At 67.2% G+C, this 15,885-nt stretch carries 12 protein-coding genes and 1 pseudogene; 4 read left to right on the forward strand and 9 right to left on the reverse strand.

From position 1 onward, the window contains the following. The first annotated feature begins 91 nt into the window (after positions 1 to 91). The gene (locus tag HFGMBDPB_RS16805) at positions 92 to 1,342 is read left to right on the forward strand and encodes a hypothetical protein (RefSeq protein ID WP_016446084.1); all 1,251 of its coding nucleotides are present in this window, start codon (positions 92 to 94) and stop codon (positions 1,340 to 1,342) included. Beyond that, positions 1,339 to 3,546, forward strand: a complete 2,208-nt coding sequence (locus tag HFGMBDPB_RS29915) for an AAA family ATPase (protein WP_212645835.1) — start codon at positions 1,339 to 1,341, stop codon at positions 3,544 to 3,546. The genes HFGMBDPB_RS16805 and HFGMBDPB_RS29915 overlap by 4 nt, the downstream gene beginning before the upstream one ends. Positions 3,547 to 3,651: 105 nt before the next feature. Here the strand turns inward: HFGMBDPB_RS29915 and HFGMBDPB_RS16815 are convergent, their stop codons facing one another. Both HFGMBDPB_RS16815 and HFGMBDPB_RS16820 read right to left on the reverse strand, forming a co-directional pair. Next, on the reverse strand, positions 3,652 to 4,212 hold the full coding sequence (locus HFGMBDPB_RS16815; RefSeq protein WP_212645836.1) for a chemotaxis protein CheW: 561 nt from the start codon (positions 4,210 to 4,212) through the stop codon (positions 3,652 to 3,654). A 49-nt stretch (positions 4,213 to 4,261) separates the two neighbouring features. Continuing rightward, positions 4,262 to 6,124 (reverse strand): methyl-accepting chemotaxis protein, encoded by a 1,863-nt coding sequence (locus tag HFGMBDPB_RS16820; RefSeq protein ID WP_212645837.1) that lies wholly within the window; start codon positions 6,122 to 6,124, stop codon positions 4,262 to 4,264. 340 nt (positions 6,125 to 6,464) lie between these two features. Between HFGMBDPB_RS16820 and HFGMBDPB_RS16825 the strand changes: the two are divergent. Beyond that, positions 6,465 to 6,691: pseudogene (locus tag HFGMBDPB_RS16825) on the forward strand (IS3 family transposase); the annotation flags it as partial. 22 nt (positions 6,692 to 6,713) lie between these two features. Here HFGMBDPB_RS16825 and HFGMBDPB_RS16830 read toward each other — a convergent pair. Both HFGMBDPB_RS16830 and HFGMBDPB_RS16835 read right to left on the reverse strand, forming a co-directional pair. Further along, complete coding sequence (locus tag HFGMBDPB_RS16830; protein WP_212645838.1) at positions 6,714 to 7,892, reverse strand: porin; 1,179 nt, start codon at positions 7,890 to 7,892, stop codon at positions 6,714 to 6,716. A 116-nt stretch (positions 7,893 to 8,008) separates the two neighbouring features. Further along, positions 8,009 to 8,461 carry a nuclear transport factor 2 family protein gene (locus HFGMBDPB_RS16835; RefSeq protein ID WP_212645839.1) on the reverse strand — a complete coding sequence of 151 codons (453 nt, stop codon included), beginning with the start codon at positions 8,459 to 8,461 and terminating at the stop codon, positions 8,009 to 8,011. Positions 8,462 to 8,630: 169 nt separating this feature from the next. Between HFGMBDPB_RS16835 and HFGMBDPB_RS16840 the strand changes: the two genes are divergently transcribed. Further along, complete coding sequence (locus HFGMBDPB_RS16840) at positions 8,631 to 9,902, forward strand: LysR family transcriptional regulator (RefSeq protein WP_212645840.1); 1,272 nt, start codon at positions 8,631 to 8,633, stop codon at positions 9,900 to 9,902. A gap of 18 nt (positions 9,903 to 9,920) precedes the next feature. Here the strand turns inward: HFGMBDPB_RS16840 and HFGMBDPB_RS16845 are convergent, their stop codons facing one another. From HFGMBDPB_RS16845 to paoC, 5 genes are all read right to left on the reverse strand, one after another. Then, positions 9,921 to 10,640 carry an alpha/beta fold hydrolase gene (locus HFGMBDPB_RS16845; RefSeq protein WP_212645841.1) on the reverse strand — a complete coding sequence of 240 codons (720 nt, stop codon included), beginning with the start codon at positions 10,638 to 10,640 and terminating at the stop codon, positions 9,921 to 9,923. Then, a complete protein-coding gene (locus tag HFGMBDPB_RS16850; protein ID WP_212645842.1) occupies positions 10,637 to 11,509 on the reverse strand; it encodes a class III extradiol dioxygenase subunit beta in 873 nt (290 codons plus the stop codon). The genes HFGMBDPB_RS16845 and HFGMBDPB_RS16850 overlap by 4 nt, the downstream gene beginning before the upstream one ends. Next, on the reverse strand, positions 11,509 to 11,916 hold the full coding sequence (gene ligA, locus HFGMBDPB_RS16855; RefSeq protein WP_016453399.1) for a protocatechuate 4,5-dioxygenase subunit alpha: 408 nt from the start codon (positions 11,914 to 11,916) through the stop codon (positions 11,509 to 11,511). Before ligA ends, HFGMBDPB_RS16850 begins: the two co-directional genes overlap by 1 nt. Positions 11,917 to 12,000: 84 nt before the next feature. Continuing rightward, positions 12,001 to 13,341, reverse strand: a complete 1,341-nt coding sequence (locus HFGMBDPB_RS16860) for an MFS transporter (protein ID WP_212645843.1) — start codon at positions 13,339 to 13,341, stop codon at positions 12,001 to 12,003. Positions 13,342 to 13,631: 290 nt separating this feature from the next. Next, the gene (gene paoC / locus HFGMBDPB_RS16865) at positions 13,632 to 15,884 is read right to left on the reverse strand and encodes an aldehyde oxidoreductase molybdenum-binding subunit PaoC (RefSeq protein ID WP_034368911.1); all 2,253 of its coding nucleotides are present in this window, start codon (positions 15,882 to 15,884) and stop codon (positions 13,632 to 13,634) included. Position 15,885 lies beyond the last annotated feature (1 nt).

The following is a 15,885-nucleotide window of genomic DNA, read 5'->3' on the forward strand; positions in this document are numbered from 1 at the left end:
AGAGGGTGAACAGGATGTGGATACCGACCGTCGTCACGGCAGGATGGACATGCGCCATCAGGCGCCGTCTTTTTGAGCAGGGCCAACGCTGATGCAGCCCACCGCAATCGAGCAGGGCCCCGCCGTGGCAGCAGGCGTTCACGAGGATTTCGGCCATCTTCTGGGTCTGTACATGCGCCGCATCCGTGCCAGCGCTTCGGGGGTGGCCACCGAGATCGGGCTGAGCCGGGAAGCCGTCAACAACTGGAGGAATGGGGTTTCCCTGCCCAATCCGCGCTCGCGCGACCGGCTGGCCGCCTGCGCCCAGTATCTGCGGCTGACGGAGGCGGAGACCAATCGACTGTTCTCCGCCGCCGGCTTTGCCACGCAGTTCCCGCTGCAGGCGCCAGCCGCTGGCGCCCAGCCTTTTGCCGGCTTCATGGACCGGCTTTTTGCCCAGCTGGCCCAGGCCTCGCCCTATGCCATCACCATGCTGCTGTCTCCCGCGCACTGGGGGCAGCCCCCGTTCCGCCAGGAATTGCTGCTGCGTGCCCGCGCCCAGTACGGCGCCGAGGCGGTACTGCACATCCAGCCGCCGTACAGCGTGAGCACGGCCCCGGCCGACTACTTTGCGGCCCTGGGCCGGCAGTGCGGGCTGGGCGAGGTGGGCTCGGACTATGAATTCGAGGCCCTGCTGGAAAAGCGCCTGCTGGCAGGCGGCCGCCTGTTCTGCCTGGTCAGCCGTTTCGAGCAAGGCACGGCCGCACTGCGCGAGACGCTGGCCGGCATCCTGCGCAGCCTCAGCGAAATGCACAGCGGCCGCCTGCACCTGCTGCTGTGCGGCAGCGAGGCGCTGGCCGACCTCAAGTACCGCAGCGGCGATCTGTCCCTGCTCAACATCGGCCAGGTGGCGCACTGGCCCGACCCCACGCTGGAAGACCTGGCCCTGATGGCGCGCCAGCGCTGGCCGGCAACAGCCTGGCCGGTCGAGGTCATCGAGGCGCTGCAGGCCCTGACGGGCGGGCATCCCGCGCTCTTCGAGGAAGCGCTGCAATGGCTGGTGGAGCAGGGTGTGGGCATCGCTGCCGTGCACTCGCCACTGCTGCGCGCCCATCTGGTGGCCAGTGCGCGCCTGTGGCAGACCCTGCTGCCCCTGGCGCAGGAGCCGGCCGCACGCGATCAATTGCGAAGCCTGGTGGATGCGGCATCGCTGGGCCGTGCGCGGCCTTATCTGCAGGATGCCGTGCTGCGGCGCCTGTTCTGGGGCAACCTGCTGCAGGTGCGCGGAGCGGGCGAGGGCGCCCACCTGCACTGGCGCTGCGACATCGCCCGCGAAGCCGCAATGGCAGTGCTGCAGGCATGAGCGGCCCGGCCCGCCTTCTGCAGCTGCCCCGATCCTATTGGCGCGCCGCGCTGCTGGCCTTGTTCACGCTGTTCATAGGCACCGCCGTCCTTCTGCCCCGCTACAACCCCGTTACCCGCGGCAGCCTGCAGGGCGCGGAAAGTTCAGGGCGGGTCTGGAACGAAATCATCCTGTGGCGCCTGGCCCTGATGGAGCATGTGCGCCAGCATGAAAGCTGGCCGCAGGACATCGCCAGCGTGGCACCGGAGATTGCCGAGCCCCGCGTGCGCATGAGTTCGCCCAGGCCCTTCGTGCTGCAGGCGGACATCGTGCGCGACAGCCAGATGGGCGTGCTCTCAGGAACCCAGGTCCTGCTGCAGCTGAACATGCCCAGCCAGGACTGGAGCTGCCAGGGCGGCCAGCCACCCACCCCGCCACGCTATCTGCCGCTGAACTGCAGCCCCTCGCCAGGCCAGCCAGAGCACGAACCCTTTGGCTGGCTGCGCAACATCATCTGGACCTGCGCCCTGGTCTTTGGCGGCCTGGCCCTGCTGTGGCTGGTCCGCCATCCGCTGATAGGCCCGGCGCAGCTCAAGCCCGGGCGCCTGCGCCGCAAGCCGTATCAGCATCTTCCCCAGCTGGACCGGCTGCTGCGGCTCACCGGCCGGCGGTCCGCCGTGCTGCGCGCCGCAGGCATACGCCCGCCCGACTGGCAGCGTGCCCTGCGCCTTGCCAGCGCCAGCCCCGCCGCCCGCGTGCGCGCCCTGGCCGAACGACTGTCGGCCACCTGCAAAACCGCCGAGGGCGAATGGCCCGTGCCCGGTGGCATGTTCGAATGGACGCTGCCGCCGGACCTGCCCATCGCCCTGGGCCGCTGCCTGGTCTATGCGCTGCCAGAGCAGCTGGAAGAACTGGAAGAGGGCGAACTCGTGCGCCAGCTGCGCCTGCTGCAAACCGGCGGCGATGTGGTGCTCATCGTGAGCCCGCACCATCCGCAGTCGCCCATGCCGCTGCTGCAGCGCCATGCCGAGGACCGCGCCAATCTGCACGCAGTGCTGGACAGCCCCGGTCAGACCGAATGGCTGATGGGCGGCGAGCCCGCGCAGGTGCTGCTGCGGCTGCTGGCCGCGCAGCTGCAGGTCACGCGCATCTCGCCCTACCAGACGCGCGGCGGCGTGACGCGCGAGGACGTTTTCTTCGGCCGCGAGCGCCTGCTGGCGCGCGTACTCAACCGCGAACCGGCCAACTATCTGGTCGTGGGAGGGCGCCAGCTCGGCAAAAGCAGCCTGCTCAAGGCCGTGCAACGGCGCCTGCAGGAGCATCCGTCCATTGCCTGCCACTACCTCTCGCTGCGCGACCACCGCCTTACGCCGCGCCTGGCCACCCAGTTCGGCCTGCCCGTGGAGACACCGCTGGAGGCCATCATCGAACACCTGCAGTCGCAATCGCAGGGCAGGCGGCTGTACCTGCTGATCGACGAGGCCGACCTGTTCTTCCGCGATGAGGCCCGCAACGGCTATCCCCAGCTCAGCGCCTTGCGCGCGCTCAGCGAGGAGGGCCGTTGCTGGTTCATGCTGGCTGGATTCTGGGATCTCTATGCGGCCGCGTTGCTCGACTACCAGTCGCCGCTGCGCAACTTCGGCGACATCCTGGCCATCGGTGGCCTGGAGCCGTCCGCCTGCCAGGCACTGGCCACCGAGCCGCTGCGCAGGCTGCGCGTGGGCTACGCCAACGACGCGCTGGCCGAACGCCTGATCGAGGCCAGCGGCAGGCGGGCCAATCTGGTCGCCATCCTCTGCCAGGAATGCCTGCAAGCCCTGGCGCCCGACGAACGCGTGATCGAAGAGCGCCACCTGCGCCAGGCGCTGGAATCCCAGCCCGTACAGGATGCGCTGGTCGGCTGGGGCCGCCTGAGCACCGACGAACAGGCCTGCCGCCTGGACCGCATCGCCGTCTATCACACGGCCCAGCAAGGTCACACCAGCCTGACCGCGCTCGACGCCCTGGTCCAGGCCCACGGCGCCACCGGCCAGGCCCAGGCCTTGCGCCGATCCCTGGCCCGCCTGCAACTGGCCTACGTCCTGCGCCGCGATGAAACCCACGGCGTGCACGACGCACGCTACGTCTTCACCATCCCGCTGCTGCAACGCCAGTTCGAACCGCAGGAGACGGAGTTGTTGTTGAGGCAGGAACTGGAGAGCCTGGAAAGAGGGTTGAACAGCTGAAAAAAGAGGCGGAAGACAGGCAGGCCTGGTGCAGGAAGAGTGCCTTACCTGGGTTTGGACAGTGTTAATCGCAACTGTGATTTAACATAATATACATCGTATCAATCAAAGCATCGCGGCCTCCATCAACCCCATCTCGGCGCTGCTCATGAGCGCTTCGATGTCGGTCAAAATCAGCATGCGTTCGACATCGCCGCTCTTGAAGCATCCCATACCCATGATGTAGCCGGCATCCACCGAGGCACTCATCTGGGGCGCCGGCTTGATGTTGTCCGCGCCCAGCGCCAGAACGTCCGACACCGAATCGACCACCACGCCGATGACCCGTCCGCGCACGTTCAGCACGATGACGACGGTGAAATCGGTGTACTCGGCCGACTCGCAATCGAGCTTCAGGCGCAGGTCGACGATGGGCACGATCACGCCACGCAGGTTGATCACTCCCTTGATGAAATGCGGTGCGTTAGCAATGCGGGTGGGTGCCTCATAGCTGCGGATCTCCTGTACCCGCAGGATGTCGATGCCGTATTCCTCGCCACCCAGGCGGAAGCTGAGGAACTCGTTGGGCATGGCGGCCACTGCCTTGGCAGCCTGGGTTGATGAGGCGGCTGTCGTCTGCGCCGTAACCGGTGCTACCGTTGGGCGCTCTTCAATCATGGCGGTCATCTTCGACTCCTTGGAGATTGGGGGCGGGTTCTGGCGCGGCGAGCCGCGCTCAGAACGACGTCCAGTCGTCAGTGCCGGTCTTGGCAGGTGCGATAGCGAGCCGGCTCGACTCAGAGGTCGATGCTGGGGCTGCAGCAGCCTTCGCCTTGAATGCCGGCCGGGCGATGTTCTTGGCACGGTCCGGGCCGCGACGCTCGACGGCAGCAGCGTTGGCCGCTGGGGCCGCAGCGTGGGTCGAGCCTCCAAGTCCTTCATGCGACAGCTTGAACACCGCCACGGCCTGCACCAGTTTCTGGGCCTGGCCCTTCAGGCTCTCTGCGGCGGCAGCGCTCTCTTCCACAAGCGCCGCGTTCTGCTGCGTCACCTGGTCCATCTGGCTGACGGCCTCGCCGACCTGCCCGATGCCGGAGCTCTGCTCGACGCTGGCCGAGGTAATCTCGGCCACGATGTCACTCACGCGTTGGATCGAGGCGACGATCTCGCCCATGGTCTTGCCGGCCTCGTCCACCAGCACGGTGCCTTGCTCCACCTGCTCGACGCTACGGCCGATCAGGGCCTTGATTTCCTTGGCAGCCTCAGCGCTGCGCTGCGCGAGGCTGCGCACTTCAGACGCCACGACAGCGAAGCCGCGGCCCTGCTCACCTGCGCGGGCCGCCTCGACGGCTGCGTTGAGCGCCAGGATGTTGGTCTGGAAGGCGATGCCGTCGATCACGCCGATGATGTCGCCGATCTTGCGGCTGCTGTCGCTGATGCCTTGCATCGTGGTGACGACCTTGCCGACCACCTCGCCACCTTGCGCAGCGACGTCCGAGGCGCCCTGAGCGAGTTGATTGGCCTGCTTGGCGTTGTCGGCGTTGTTGCGGGTGGTGGTGCCCAGCTCCTCCATCGTGGCGGCCGTTTGTTGCAGGGCACTGGCTTGCTCTTCGGTGCGCTGGCTCAGGTCCTGGTTGCCCTGTGCAATCTCGGAGCTGGCTGTCGCCACGCTGTCGGCACCACTGCGAATGGCGCCCACCACGCTAGACAATTGCTGCTGCATGCTGCCCATAGTGCGCAGCAGGTCACCTTCTTCACCCCTCACTCCGAGATCGATCGACTGATCAAGCTCCCCTGCAGCAATGCCCGATGCCACACGACTGACGTCGCCAAGCACGGCGCTGGTGCGACGACGCAGATAAAGTAGCCCGGCGAGCAGGCTCACGATGAGCAATGCCGTCGAGGCCATGGCAAGTTTCGACCATTGCCGCCGCGCCGCCACGGCTGCGGCCAGCTGTGCTGACGTGCGCTCATCGAGAAGAATCAGGAACTCGTCCACGGGTTTCATGATCTTGGCTTTGTACTGGTGGTACGCCAAGTCGTGCATCATCCCCAGAGCCTTGGCCTTGTCGGGTTCAGCTTGGCGCGTGAACCCACCTTTGCCGTCGTCATAGAGGCCCTTCACCATGTTCATGGCGATGGTTTCAGTGCGCACCAGATCATCTGAGTTGGCCTTGGCTTCGGCCAGCTTGGCGAGTTCGTTGTCTGCAAAGCCGGCCCGCTTCATCAGATCAAGCAGCGGCACCGTTTCGCCTGCGGGACGCACGTTTTGCGCATCGGCTGCCCGGAAGTCCCAATAGATCCGCTCGTAGGCCTGAGGCCGTGGCAGCTTGCCATTGCGAATATCCAGAATCTCGATGTATTGCTTCTCCCACTTGGCGTCACCGGTGGCCACGTAGGTGCGCGCCAGTCGGGTGAGGTCGTCAGAGCTTTGCCGCAACTCATCGGCCAGCAGGTAGGACTGGTATCGCTTGGCGGCGGTTTCGTCGGCAAGAGCGCTGCTGCGGTTGCTCATGATGGCTGCGCCAATGGTGGCCGCGCCAAGAACCAGCAGGAGAGCGGCACCAAAACTGTAGGCTTGTCTGATCTGGAGTCTCATTGTTGTTCCTTCGACTGTGCTCTCGCCCTCGACCAGGACGATGGAGTTGAGTTCGCCATGCAGGCTTGACCTGGCTTGGCGCAGAGCATGGGGCTTGCGACTTTTCAGCCCCCTGCCCTGCGCTGTCCCGCGTCACCCTGAACTGGCCGGATCGGCGCAGCCACATGCTGCCATTGAATGCCAAAATTGATCCGATGACTGCATCATAGATATCAATTTAATCAAATATGAATTAAATTTTTCTATCAATTTGAGGAAATTGCTACTTATGCGCGTGAGCACATCTCCGATCCACCACTCGGCATGTACGGATATCAAGGAGTCCGCTGTCGGTGTCTGCGCGGAAATAGCCAAGCTGCAGCGCGTGCTCGGCAAGACAACCTTGGAGAACGAAATCCTCAAGGAAGCCGTGCGGTACGCCGCAGAAAAAAGTGGATTGCGCTCGCCTGTGCGCGACCTGCCTGGGCGCGGTGAGGCTGGGCCGATGGCCGCAGCCATCGCACACCCGGCGACGACGCCGGGCTGCTCGCCGAACTGCGCCAGGAAATTGCCGACTTGCCCAGCTGGCCTGTTGTATTTGCCGTCGGTTTCAGAACGAGTGGCGCAGGCCCAGCATCAGGCCGGTCTGCGATGCGCCCGCCAGCGGGCTGCCGCCGGCTGCGGCCGAGCTGACCGAGATGGCCAGGCGCTGTCCGTTGTCAATGCGCGCGGCCTGGGCATAGACCGCCGTGCGCTTGGAGAACCTGTAGGTGGCGCGCAGGGCCAGCAGGGTGGAGCGGTCGCCGCCCCGGGCATAGCGCAGTTGCTGCAGCTGGCCATCGACCACGACGGCGGCGCTCGGGGACCAGGACAGGCCGCCCCAGGCCAGGGTGCTGCGCGGCGTGGCGCCGTTGCTGGCCGAGGCCGCCTGGGCCGCGTCGTTGTCGCGGCGCATGAGGCCGGCGCCCAGCTTGATGGTGGGTGACAGCGCGGCATAGCCGTTGAGCATGATGCGGCGGTCCTTCAGGTCCGAGCGCGTGAGCCCTGCAAATGCACCGGCGCCGCCGCGCATCTCGTCCACGGCCAGGGCAAAGCCCCAGGGCGCGGTGTCGTACTTCAGCATGGCCGACCACTGGCGGCAGGCCTGCCTGTCCGTGGCCGATTCGCCGGCGCAGTTGGTGCCGGCCGGGCTGGGGCCGGCGTTGACGGCATCGCGTCCCAGGCTGTAGGCGGCGCCCAGGCTCCAGGCGCCGAAGCGTCCCCGGTAGGCCAGGGAGTTGTCGGTGCGCGTGTTGGGGATGTAGCTATCCAGGCTGCTCAGGCCGAAGGCGTTGGGGCCGAGCAGGTCGGCATCGAACAATGCCCAGTACAGCATGGTGTAGTTGCGCCCCAGCGAGACACTGCCCCAGCCTCCGGACAGCCCCACCCAGGCCTGGCGCCCGAAGCCCCGCCCGCCCTGGTTGAAGGTGCCGGCATCCGGGCCAAAGCCTGACTCCAGCGCAAAGACGGCGCTCAGGCCGCCGCCCAGATCCTCGCTGCCGCGCAGCCCCCAGCGCGACGGTGCCGTTCCCGTGAGGCCGGGCATGCGTGTCAGCGATCCGCCGCCTTGCACATTCGTCAGGTGCTCGATGCCGGTGTCCAGATGGCCGTACAGCGTCACCGATGAGGCGGTCTGGGCCTGGGCGCCGCCTGCTGCTGCCAGCATGGCGAGCGGGGCGAGGCGGCCCAGACAAGCCCGCACTGGGCGCCTGGCTGGGGGTTGGGGAATGCTCTTGAGAGTGCGTTTCATGCTTGTGTCTCCTGTCGTTGTCGTTGCGGAATCGGCACGCCGCAACGCTGCGCCTTGAGAAAGGCGAGAGTGGCGGGCACGGGGAAATGGGAGAAAGCGGCTGGGCGCCCTGCTCTTCAGGCGCCCGGGAGGTCCCGGTACATGACGAAGCGCGCTACGCGGCGCGTGATCAGCCAACGGCCTTCAGGACTGCGGCCGAAGGTGTCATCGAACTCGCCTACGAGCTGGCGCGGTTGCGCCGGGCGGCCGTGCGGCGTGATGGCATCGGCCTCGTCGCAGGACCACAGCAGCACCTGGCTGCGCGCGCTGGCGCGGTCCGGGCCTTGCAGTTCCACCAGCGTGTTGGTGACCAGATGCCGGGTCATGCGGCCCGCAGGACGCCGGGAGTACGCAGCGGCGATGGCCGTGCGCCCGCCCAGTACCTCGCCGCCGGGCCGTTGCAGCTGGCCGTCTTCGGCAAACAGCTGCGCCAGGGCCTGGGCATCACCGGCATCCGCAAAGGCTGCAGCGCGCAGCACCAGGTCCAGGCAGGCCTGGCGTGCCAGCAGCCGGTCGATTTCATGGTTCATGTTTCTTGTCTCCCCGGAATTCGCAGCCTGCGATGGGCTGTCTTGATCCAGGCACCAAGCATTCCACGCTGGCATCGATCCGGCCAATGCCGGAGCCCCGGCCATCAATGCGTTTTTCTTATGGGACAATCAAAACACGTTCTTCCAACGTACCGCGAAGCGCCTTTCAATGAACCTTTCTCTTGCCCCCTGGGCCAGCAGCAATCCCTCGCGTTTTCCCGAGTTGGCAGGCCATTTGCGAGCCATGCGCGCCATGCTGGGCGTGGTGCGCCATGGCAGCATCACGCGGGCCGCCCAGGCTATGCATCTTTCTCAGCCGGCCGTGGCGCGTTCGGTACTGCAACTGGAAGAGGCCTGCGGCATGCCGCTGTTCATGCGCGGTGCGCGCGGCATGATGCCGACCCCGCTGGGCAGCCAGCTGGCCGCCCGCATAGAGGCCATGCTCCAGCACCTGGGCAGCGGCGCGGCCGACGCCCAGGCCGCCGCCACGCTGGCGGCCAGGCGCCCTCCCCTGCCCGAGCGTTTTGCCGAGACCGTGCCTGCAGGCCAGCTGCGCGCCCTCATGGCCATTGCCGACTGCGGCAGCGAATCCCTGGCCGCGCAGTGGCTGGGCCTGACGCAGCCCGCCGTGCATGCGGCGCTGCAGGGGCTGGAAACCAGTCTGGGCATGCAGCTGTTCTACAAGCTGGCCTTCGGCACGCGGCTGACGCCGTCCGGCGAAGCGCTGCTGCGCCGCGTCAAGCTGGCCCTGGCCGAGGTGCGCGGCATGGACAGCGATATTTCCGCCTGGCGCGGCGAGATCCGGGGGCGCGTGGTGGTCGGCGTGCTGCCGCTGTCGGTGGGAATCTTCCTGCCGCGCGCTGTCGACAGCCTGGCCGCCAGCCACCCGGACATCGAGGTCAGCATCGTGGACGGCACCTACGAGAGCCTGGTGCAGCATCTGCTGAGCGCCGACATCGACGCCATTGCCGGCGCCCTGCGCGCCGACATGCCCTCCGATGAGGTACGCCAGCTGCACCTGTTCGACGATGACCTGGTGGTGGTGGCACCGGCCGGCCATGCCTGCCTGGACCGCGGCCAGCTGGTTCTGGAGGATTTGCTGCAATGGCCCTGGGTCTCGCCCCTGCCCGGCACGCCAGCCGACCGCGCCATGGTCCAGCTGTTCCGCAGCCAGGGCCTGGAGCCGCCGCGCGCCAGCCTGCGCGCCAGCAGCCCGACCATGACGCTGGCCTTTGTGCTGCAGACGGGCCGGCTGGCCCTGGCCTCGCGCGGCCAGGCCCTGCAGGATGACCACGGGGGGCAGTTGTCCATCGTGCCTGTGGACCTGCCTTCCACACGCAGGCGCATCGGGCTGGCCACGCGTGCGCTGAGCACGGCATCGCAGGACCTGGAGCTGTTCATGCAGGCCTGCCGGCGGGCCGTGGGCGATCCGCCGGCCTAGTCTAAGTGCAGCGCTCGCTCAGCGCCCCATCCAGTCGAGCAGTGCCCGCGACACCTGCTGCGGCTGCTCCATGGTGCTCATGTGGCCGCTGTCCTCGATCACCACCAGCTCGGCGCCCGGGCACAGGGCCTGCATGCGCTCATGGCGTGACAGCGGGCTCCAGGCATCCTGGCGACCGCAGGCCAGCAGGGTCGGGCAGCGCAGCTGCCTGAGCACATCGCCCGCATCGGGGCGGTTCAGCAAGGCATTGATCTGCGCGGCGAACACCTCGGGCGTGAAGCGCGCCACCATGTCGAGCACCTCACTGAACAGCGGCGTATCGAGCCGGTCCGGATGCACCATGCCGCGCGCCCATTGCAGGCCCATCTCGCGCATGCCGCTGTTCCGGGCGATCTGCAAGAGCGCCATGCGCTTGGCGCGTTCGCTCTCGCCGGCCTCGCCCGGGGCGATGGGGTCCATGCCGGTGTCCAGCAAGGCCAGCCGTTCCACACGCTGGGGCGCCATGCCGGCAATGGCCAGGGCCACGCGCCCGCCCATGGAATGGCCCGCCAGCGAAAACCGCTCGGCCGCCACGCCATCCAGCACCAGGCGCGCCATGTCTTCGATGGTGGCCGCCGCGCCATAGGACGGAACAATGCACTCGGCAGCACCGGCAAAGGACAGGGCCGCCTGCTGCTCGTGCCAGACCGTCTCGTCGCACAGCAGGCCCGGCAGAAGTACCATGCAAGGCCGGCTCATGCTGCGTTCTCCAGGATGAGGTGTCCGACAGCGGTGTTCGATGCCGGCACATGGTAGAAGCGGTGGTTGACCTTGGGCAGCGGCGCGGGGCCATCCACATCGGCCATGGCACCGCGCGCGATCAGCCACATCACCAGCTCGATGCCTTCGGAGCCAGCCTCGCGCACGTAGTCGATATGCGGCATCTTGGCCAAACCGGCAGGGTTCTCGATCAGCAGGTCCAGGAAGCGGTTGTCCCACTCCTTGTTGATCAGGCCCGCACGCGCGCCCTGCAGCTGGTGGCTCATGCCGCCCGTGCCCCAGATCTGCACGTTCAGGTCTTCGTCGAAGCTTTCCACGGCGCGGCGAATGGCCCGGCCCAGGTTGAAGCAGCGCTGGCCCGACGGCACGGGGTACTGCACCACGTTGACGGCAAACGGAATCACCGGGCAGGGCCAGGCGCCCGTGCGCGCGTCCTGCTCGCCGCACATCAGCGACAGCGGCACGGTCAGGCCGTGGTCCACGTCCATCTTGTTGACGATGGTCAGGTCGAAGTCCTGCTGGATCACCGACTGCGCGATGTGGCTGGCCAGTTCCGGATGGCCGACGACCTTTGGCACGGGGCGCGGGCCCCAGCCTTCGTCGGCGGGCTGGTATTCCGCGGCCGTGCCGATGGCAAACGTCGGGATGAAGTCCAGGCTGAACGCGGTCGCGTGGTCGTTGTAGACCAGGAAGATCACGTCGGGCTTGTTGTCCTTGAGCCATTGGCGCGAGTGCTCGAAGCCCTTGAACAGCGGCTGCCAATAGGGGTCGCCCGCCTTGCCCAGGTCAATGGCCGCGCCGATGGCGGGCACATGCGAGGTGTAGACGGATGCGGTGATGCGTGCCATCAGATGCCTTTTTCCTGTCGTTCCTGCTCATGCAGGTAGCGGTTTCCATTGATGCTGCGTCCGCCGCCCAGCATCATCTGGCGGTAGTCCTCCTCGTTCATGCCGCTCATGGTCGAGACCATGTTCTGCACGCTGACGCCGTCGGTGGCGCCGATCTTCACGAGGAAGTAGATGTTTCCGCCCAGCGCAATGCAGCGGTTCAGGTCGCGGTCCAGCACGGCCTGTCTTTGCTCGGCCGTCATGGCCCATTCGCCCAGATAGGCGCGCTCGTCAGCCCGAAAGCGCTCGCGGTTCTCGGCCTTCATCAGCGACATGCAGAACTGGTTGAGCCAGTAGCCCTGGCGGGATTGCTCGGCGTCGAAGACCGTGGTTCCCGGTACGTCGAGATAGGGTTTGTCCAATGCCATGGAAGTGTTTCTCCTGCGCTTGAGCGCTTGAGCGCTTGGGCGCTCGGGCGCTCGGGCGCGTGCTCACGGATAGGGGTTCAAGGATCAAGCACCAGGCGCTCGCAGCGCGCCACCCCCCGGCGCCAGGGCGCGGCCGGCACCCGTGGCCCACACGGCCAGCGCAGCGGCAATCAGCGGCAAGGCAAAGACGTAGTACAGCGAGGCAGGCTGCCAGCCACCGTCCAGCAGCAGGCCGGCCATGGTGGGCGCCACGATGGCGCCTATGCGCCCAATGCCTATGGCCCAGCCCATGCCGGTGGCGCGCACCTGGGCCGGATAGGTGGCCGGCACCAGCCCGTACAGCCCGGCCATGGAGGCGAACAGGAACACGCCCACGCCTACGGCCGCGGCAAACGCCCAGCCCAGGCTGGCCGAGGCCAGGCCGAACAGCGCGGTGAACAAGGCATTCAGCAGCAGGCTGCCCATGGCCAGATGCCGCAGCTTGGCCTTCACCGCCAGCAGGCCGAACAGGCTGCCGCCGGCAATGCCTCCCAGGTTGAGCAGCACGCCGCCCGTCACGCCCTGCTGTGCCGACAGGCCGGCCTGCACCAGCAGCTTGGGCGTCCAGCTCAGGGAAAAGTAGACACTGAACATCAGCAGGAAGAAGCCGGCCCAGAGCATCAGCGTGGGGCGCGCCAGGCCGCTCCTGAACAATGCGGCCACGGTATTGCCCTGCTGGACGTCACGGCCGGCTTGCGCGGGCAGCTGCAGCATGGCGGGGTGCCCCATGAGTGCCATCAGGCGGTTGAGCTTTTCCAGCGCACGCGCCGGGCGACGGCCCAACAGAAAGTCCACCGACTCCGGCAGCCGCCACAGCACGATGGGCACCATCAGCGCCGTGGCCAGGCCGCCGAACACAAAGACCGAGCGCCAGCCATGGTGTGCCAGCAGCCAGGCGGCCATGAGCCCGCCCAGCGTGGCGCCAATCGGATAACCCGTGGCCTGCAGCGCAATCGCCGTGCTGCGCCATTTGTTCGATGAATACTCCGAGGTGATCACCCCCACGCTGGCCAGCATGCCGCCAATGCCCACGCCCGTCATGGCGCGCAGGGCTGCCAGTTCCACATAGCTGCGCGCTGCGGCAGAAAGCAGCATGCCCACGGACACCACGACCAGGCACAGCACGATGACGGGTTGCCGGCCACGGCGGTCGGCCACGGGCGCCAGGAACAGCGAGCCCAGGGCCATGCCGATCAGCCCGGCACTGAACAGCACGCCCAGCTGCGCCCCGTTGAGCTTCCACTCGGCAGCGACGGCCGAGGCGGTGAAGGCCATCACCAGCACATCGAAGCCGTCCAGCATGATGAGCAGGATGCAGATGGCCACGGCCAGCCACTGGAACGGCGCCATGGCGCCCTCGTCCATCGTCTTGCGGATATCTTTCATACAAGTCCTTGTCGGAGCAGGTTGTCTCTTTGCCCTGGCAGGCGCTTCGCGCCCAGGTCAGGTTCTGTTGTGGGGAAACCGGGGCGGCCTGTGTTCGGAGTGCACAGCGCCTACATTCCCCAGTGCAAAAAGTATCTCCACGCCAGCCTCTCCAGGCCAATGCCGACGGACGCGCAAGCTATGCGTTTTATTGATGGCCACATGCAAAAAGGCCGGCCACCCAGAGGTGACCGGCCTTCGTTCATCAAGAATCCAGGGCCTGAGCGGGCTGCCTCAGGTGCACTCCCCTGTCATGCCAGCCTCCCCAGCCCCGCCAGCAGCTTGTCGAGCGTGACCGGATAGTCACGCACGCGTACGCCGGTGGCGTTGTAGATGGCGTTGGCAATGGCCGCGCTCACGCCGCAGATGCCCAGCTCGCCCACGCCCTTGGCCTTCATGGGCGAGGCCATGGGATCGACCTCGTCCAGAAAGATCACTTCCTGGTGCGGGATGTCGGCATGCACGGGCACCTCATAGCCCGCCAGGTCGTGGTTGACGAACAAGCCCAGTCGCGTGTCCACGGCCAGCTCTTCCATCAGGGCCGCTCCCACGCCCATGGTCATGGCGCCGATGACCTGGCTGCGGGCCGTCTTGGGATTGAGGATGCGGCCGGCCGCGCAAACGGCCAGCATGCGCCGCACGCGGACCTCTGCAGTGAAGGCGTCCACGGCGACCTCCACGAAGTGCGCGCCAAAGGTGGACTGCTGCATCTTCTTGTCGAGCACGCCGAATTCGATGGCATCCTCGGCCGTCAGGTCGCCGTCGCCGGCAGCGCTGGCCAGAGCCCGGCGCTTGCCGCCCGCCTGCACATGCCCATCCGCGAATTCGGCCGTCCCCGGGTCCATGCCCAGCTTGCGCGCCACGGCCTCGCGCAGCTTCACGCAGGCGGCATAGACGCCGGAGGTGGCACTGGCCGCGCCCCATTGCCCGCCCGAGCCGGCAGACACGGGAAAGCCGGAGTCGCCCAGCCGCACGCGCACCTGCTGCAGCGGCAGGCCCAGCATCTCGGCCGCCGTCTGGGCAATGATGGTGTAGCTGCCCGTGCCGATGTCGGTCATGTCGGTTTCCACGGTGAGCATGCCCTGCCTGTCCAGGCGCACGCGGGCGGCGGACTTCATGACAGGCGCGCCACGGTAGGCGCCGGCCATGCCCAGGCCGATCAGCCAGCGCCCTTCGCGCCGTTGGGCCGGCTGGGGATTGCGCTTGCTCCATCCGAAGCGCTCGGCGCCCGTGCGCAGGCACTGCACGAACTCACGGCGGGAAAACGGCTTGTGCTCCTGGGCAGGGGTGCCCTCCTTCGCCTCGGGTTGCGGCTTCTTGCCGCTGTCCGGCACCACCTGGGTGTCGTTGCGGATGCGCAGCTCCACGGGATCGATGCCGAGCTTTTCCGCCAGCTCGTCCATGGCAACTTCCAGGGCCATGTGCCCCGTGGCTTCGCCGGGGGCGCGCATGGCATTGGCCTCGGGCAAGTCCAGCACGGCCAGGCGCGTGGCGGTCATGCGATGGGTGCCGGCATACATGCGGCGGGTCTGGTCCACGGCACCGTCCGCCGATCCTCCGGGCTGGTCGCCCGACCAGCTTTCGTGGCCGATGGCGGTGATCCTGCCGTCCTGCCCTGCCGCGATGCGCACACGCTGGATGGTGGCCGGGCGGTGCGTGGTGTTGTTGGCCATCAGCGGGCGCTGCAGTGCGACCTTGACGGGCCGGCCTGCCGCGCGGGCGCCCAATGCGGCCAGCAGTGCATCGGCCCGCAGGAACAGCTTGCCGCCAAAACCGCCGCCGATGAATGGCGAGACCAGGCGCACCTTGTCCTTGGGAATGCCCAGCGTCTTTGCCAGCTCGCCCTGCCCCCAGGCAATCATCTGGTTCGAGGTCCATACCGTGAGCTGGTCGCCCTTCCATGCGGCCAGCGTGGCATGGGGCTCCATCATGGCGTGCGACTGGTCTGGCGTGGTGTATGTGGCGTCCACCTTCACGGGGGCAGAGGCGAAGGCGCCTTCGAAATCGCCAATGGCCGTGTCCGGCGCATCGCCATTGATGCTGTCGGGTGGCACGGCGGAGTCCCTGGCCTTGGCCAAGTCATAGGCGCCAGCCACGGGCTCGTAGTCCACACGGACCAATTGCGCGGCAGCGCGCGCCTGCTCGAAGGTTTCCGCCACCACCAGGGCCACGGCCTGGTGGTAGTGGGCCACCTGGGGGCCTGCCAGCAGCGGCGCGGTGTTCATCTTGCCCTGGCCCAGCTTGCCAGCGGTCTGTGCGGTGACGATGGCCAGCACGCCGGGCGCGCGGCTTGCCTGCGCCAGCCCGATGCTGCGGATGCGGCCCTTGGCAATGGCCGAGCCCACCACATAGCCATAGGCCGGGTGCTGGACCACGTCATGCCGCTCATAGGCATACGGCGCCGTGCCGGTGGTCTTGAGCAGGCCGTCGATGCGGTTCATCGGCTGGCCGATGATCTTGAGCTGGTCAATGGGGTTGACCGTTGCGGGGGTGTCGAATTTCATG

The sequence above is a fragment of the Delftia sp. PE138 genome (assembly GCF_018320755.1).
Classification (GTDB): Bacteria; Pseudomonadota; Gammaproteobacteria; order Burkholderiales; family Burkholderiaceae_C; genus Comamonas; species Comamonas tsuruhatensis.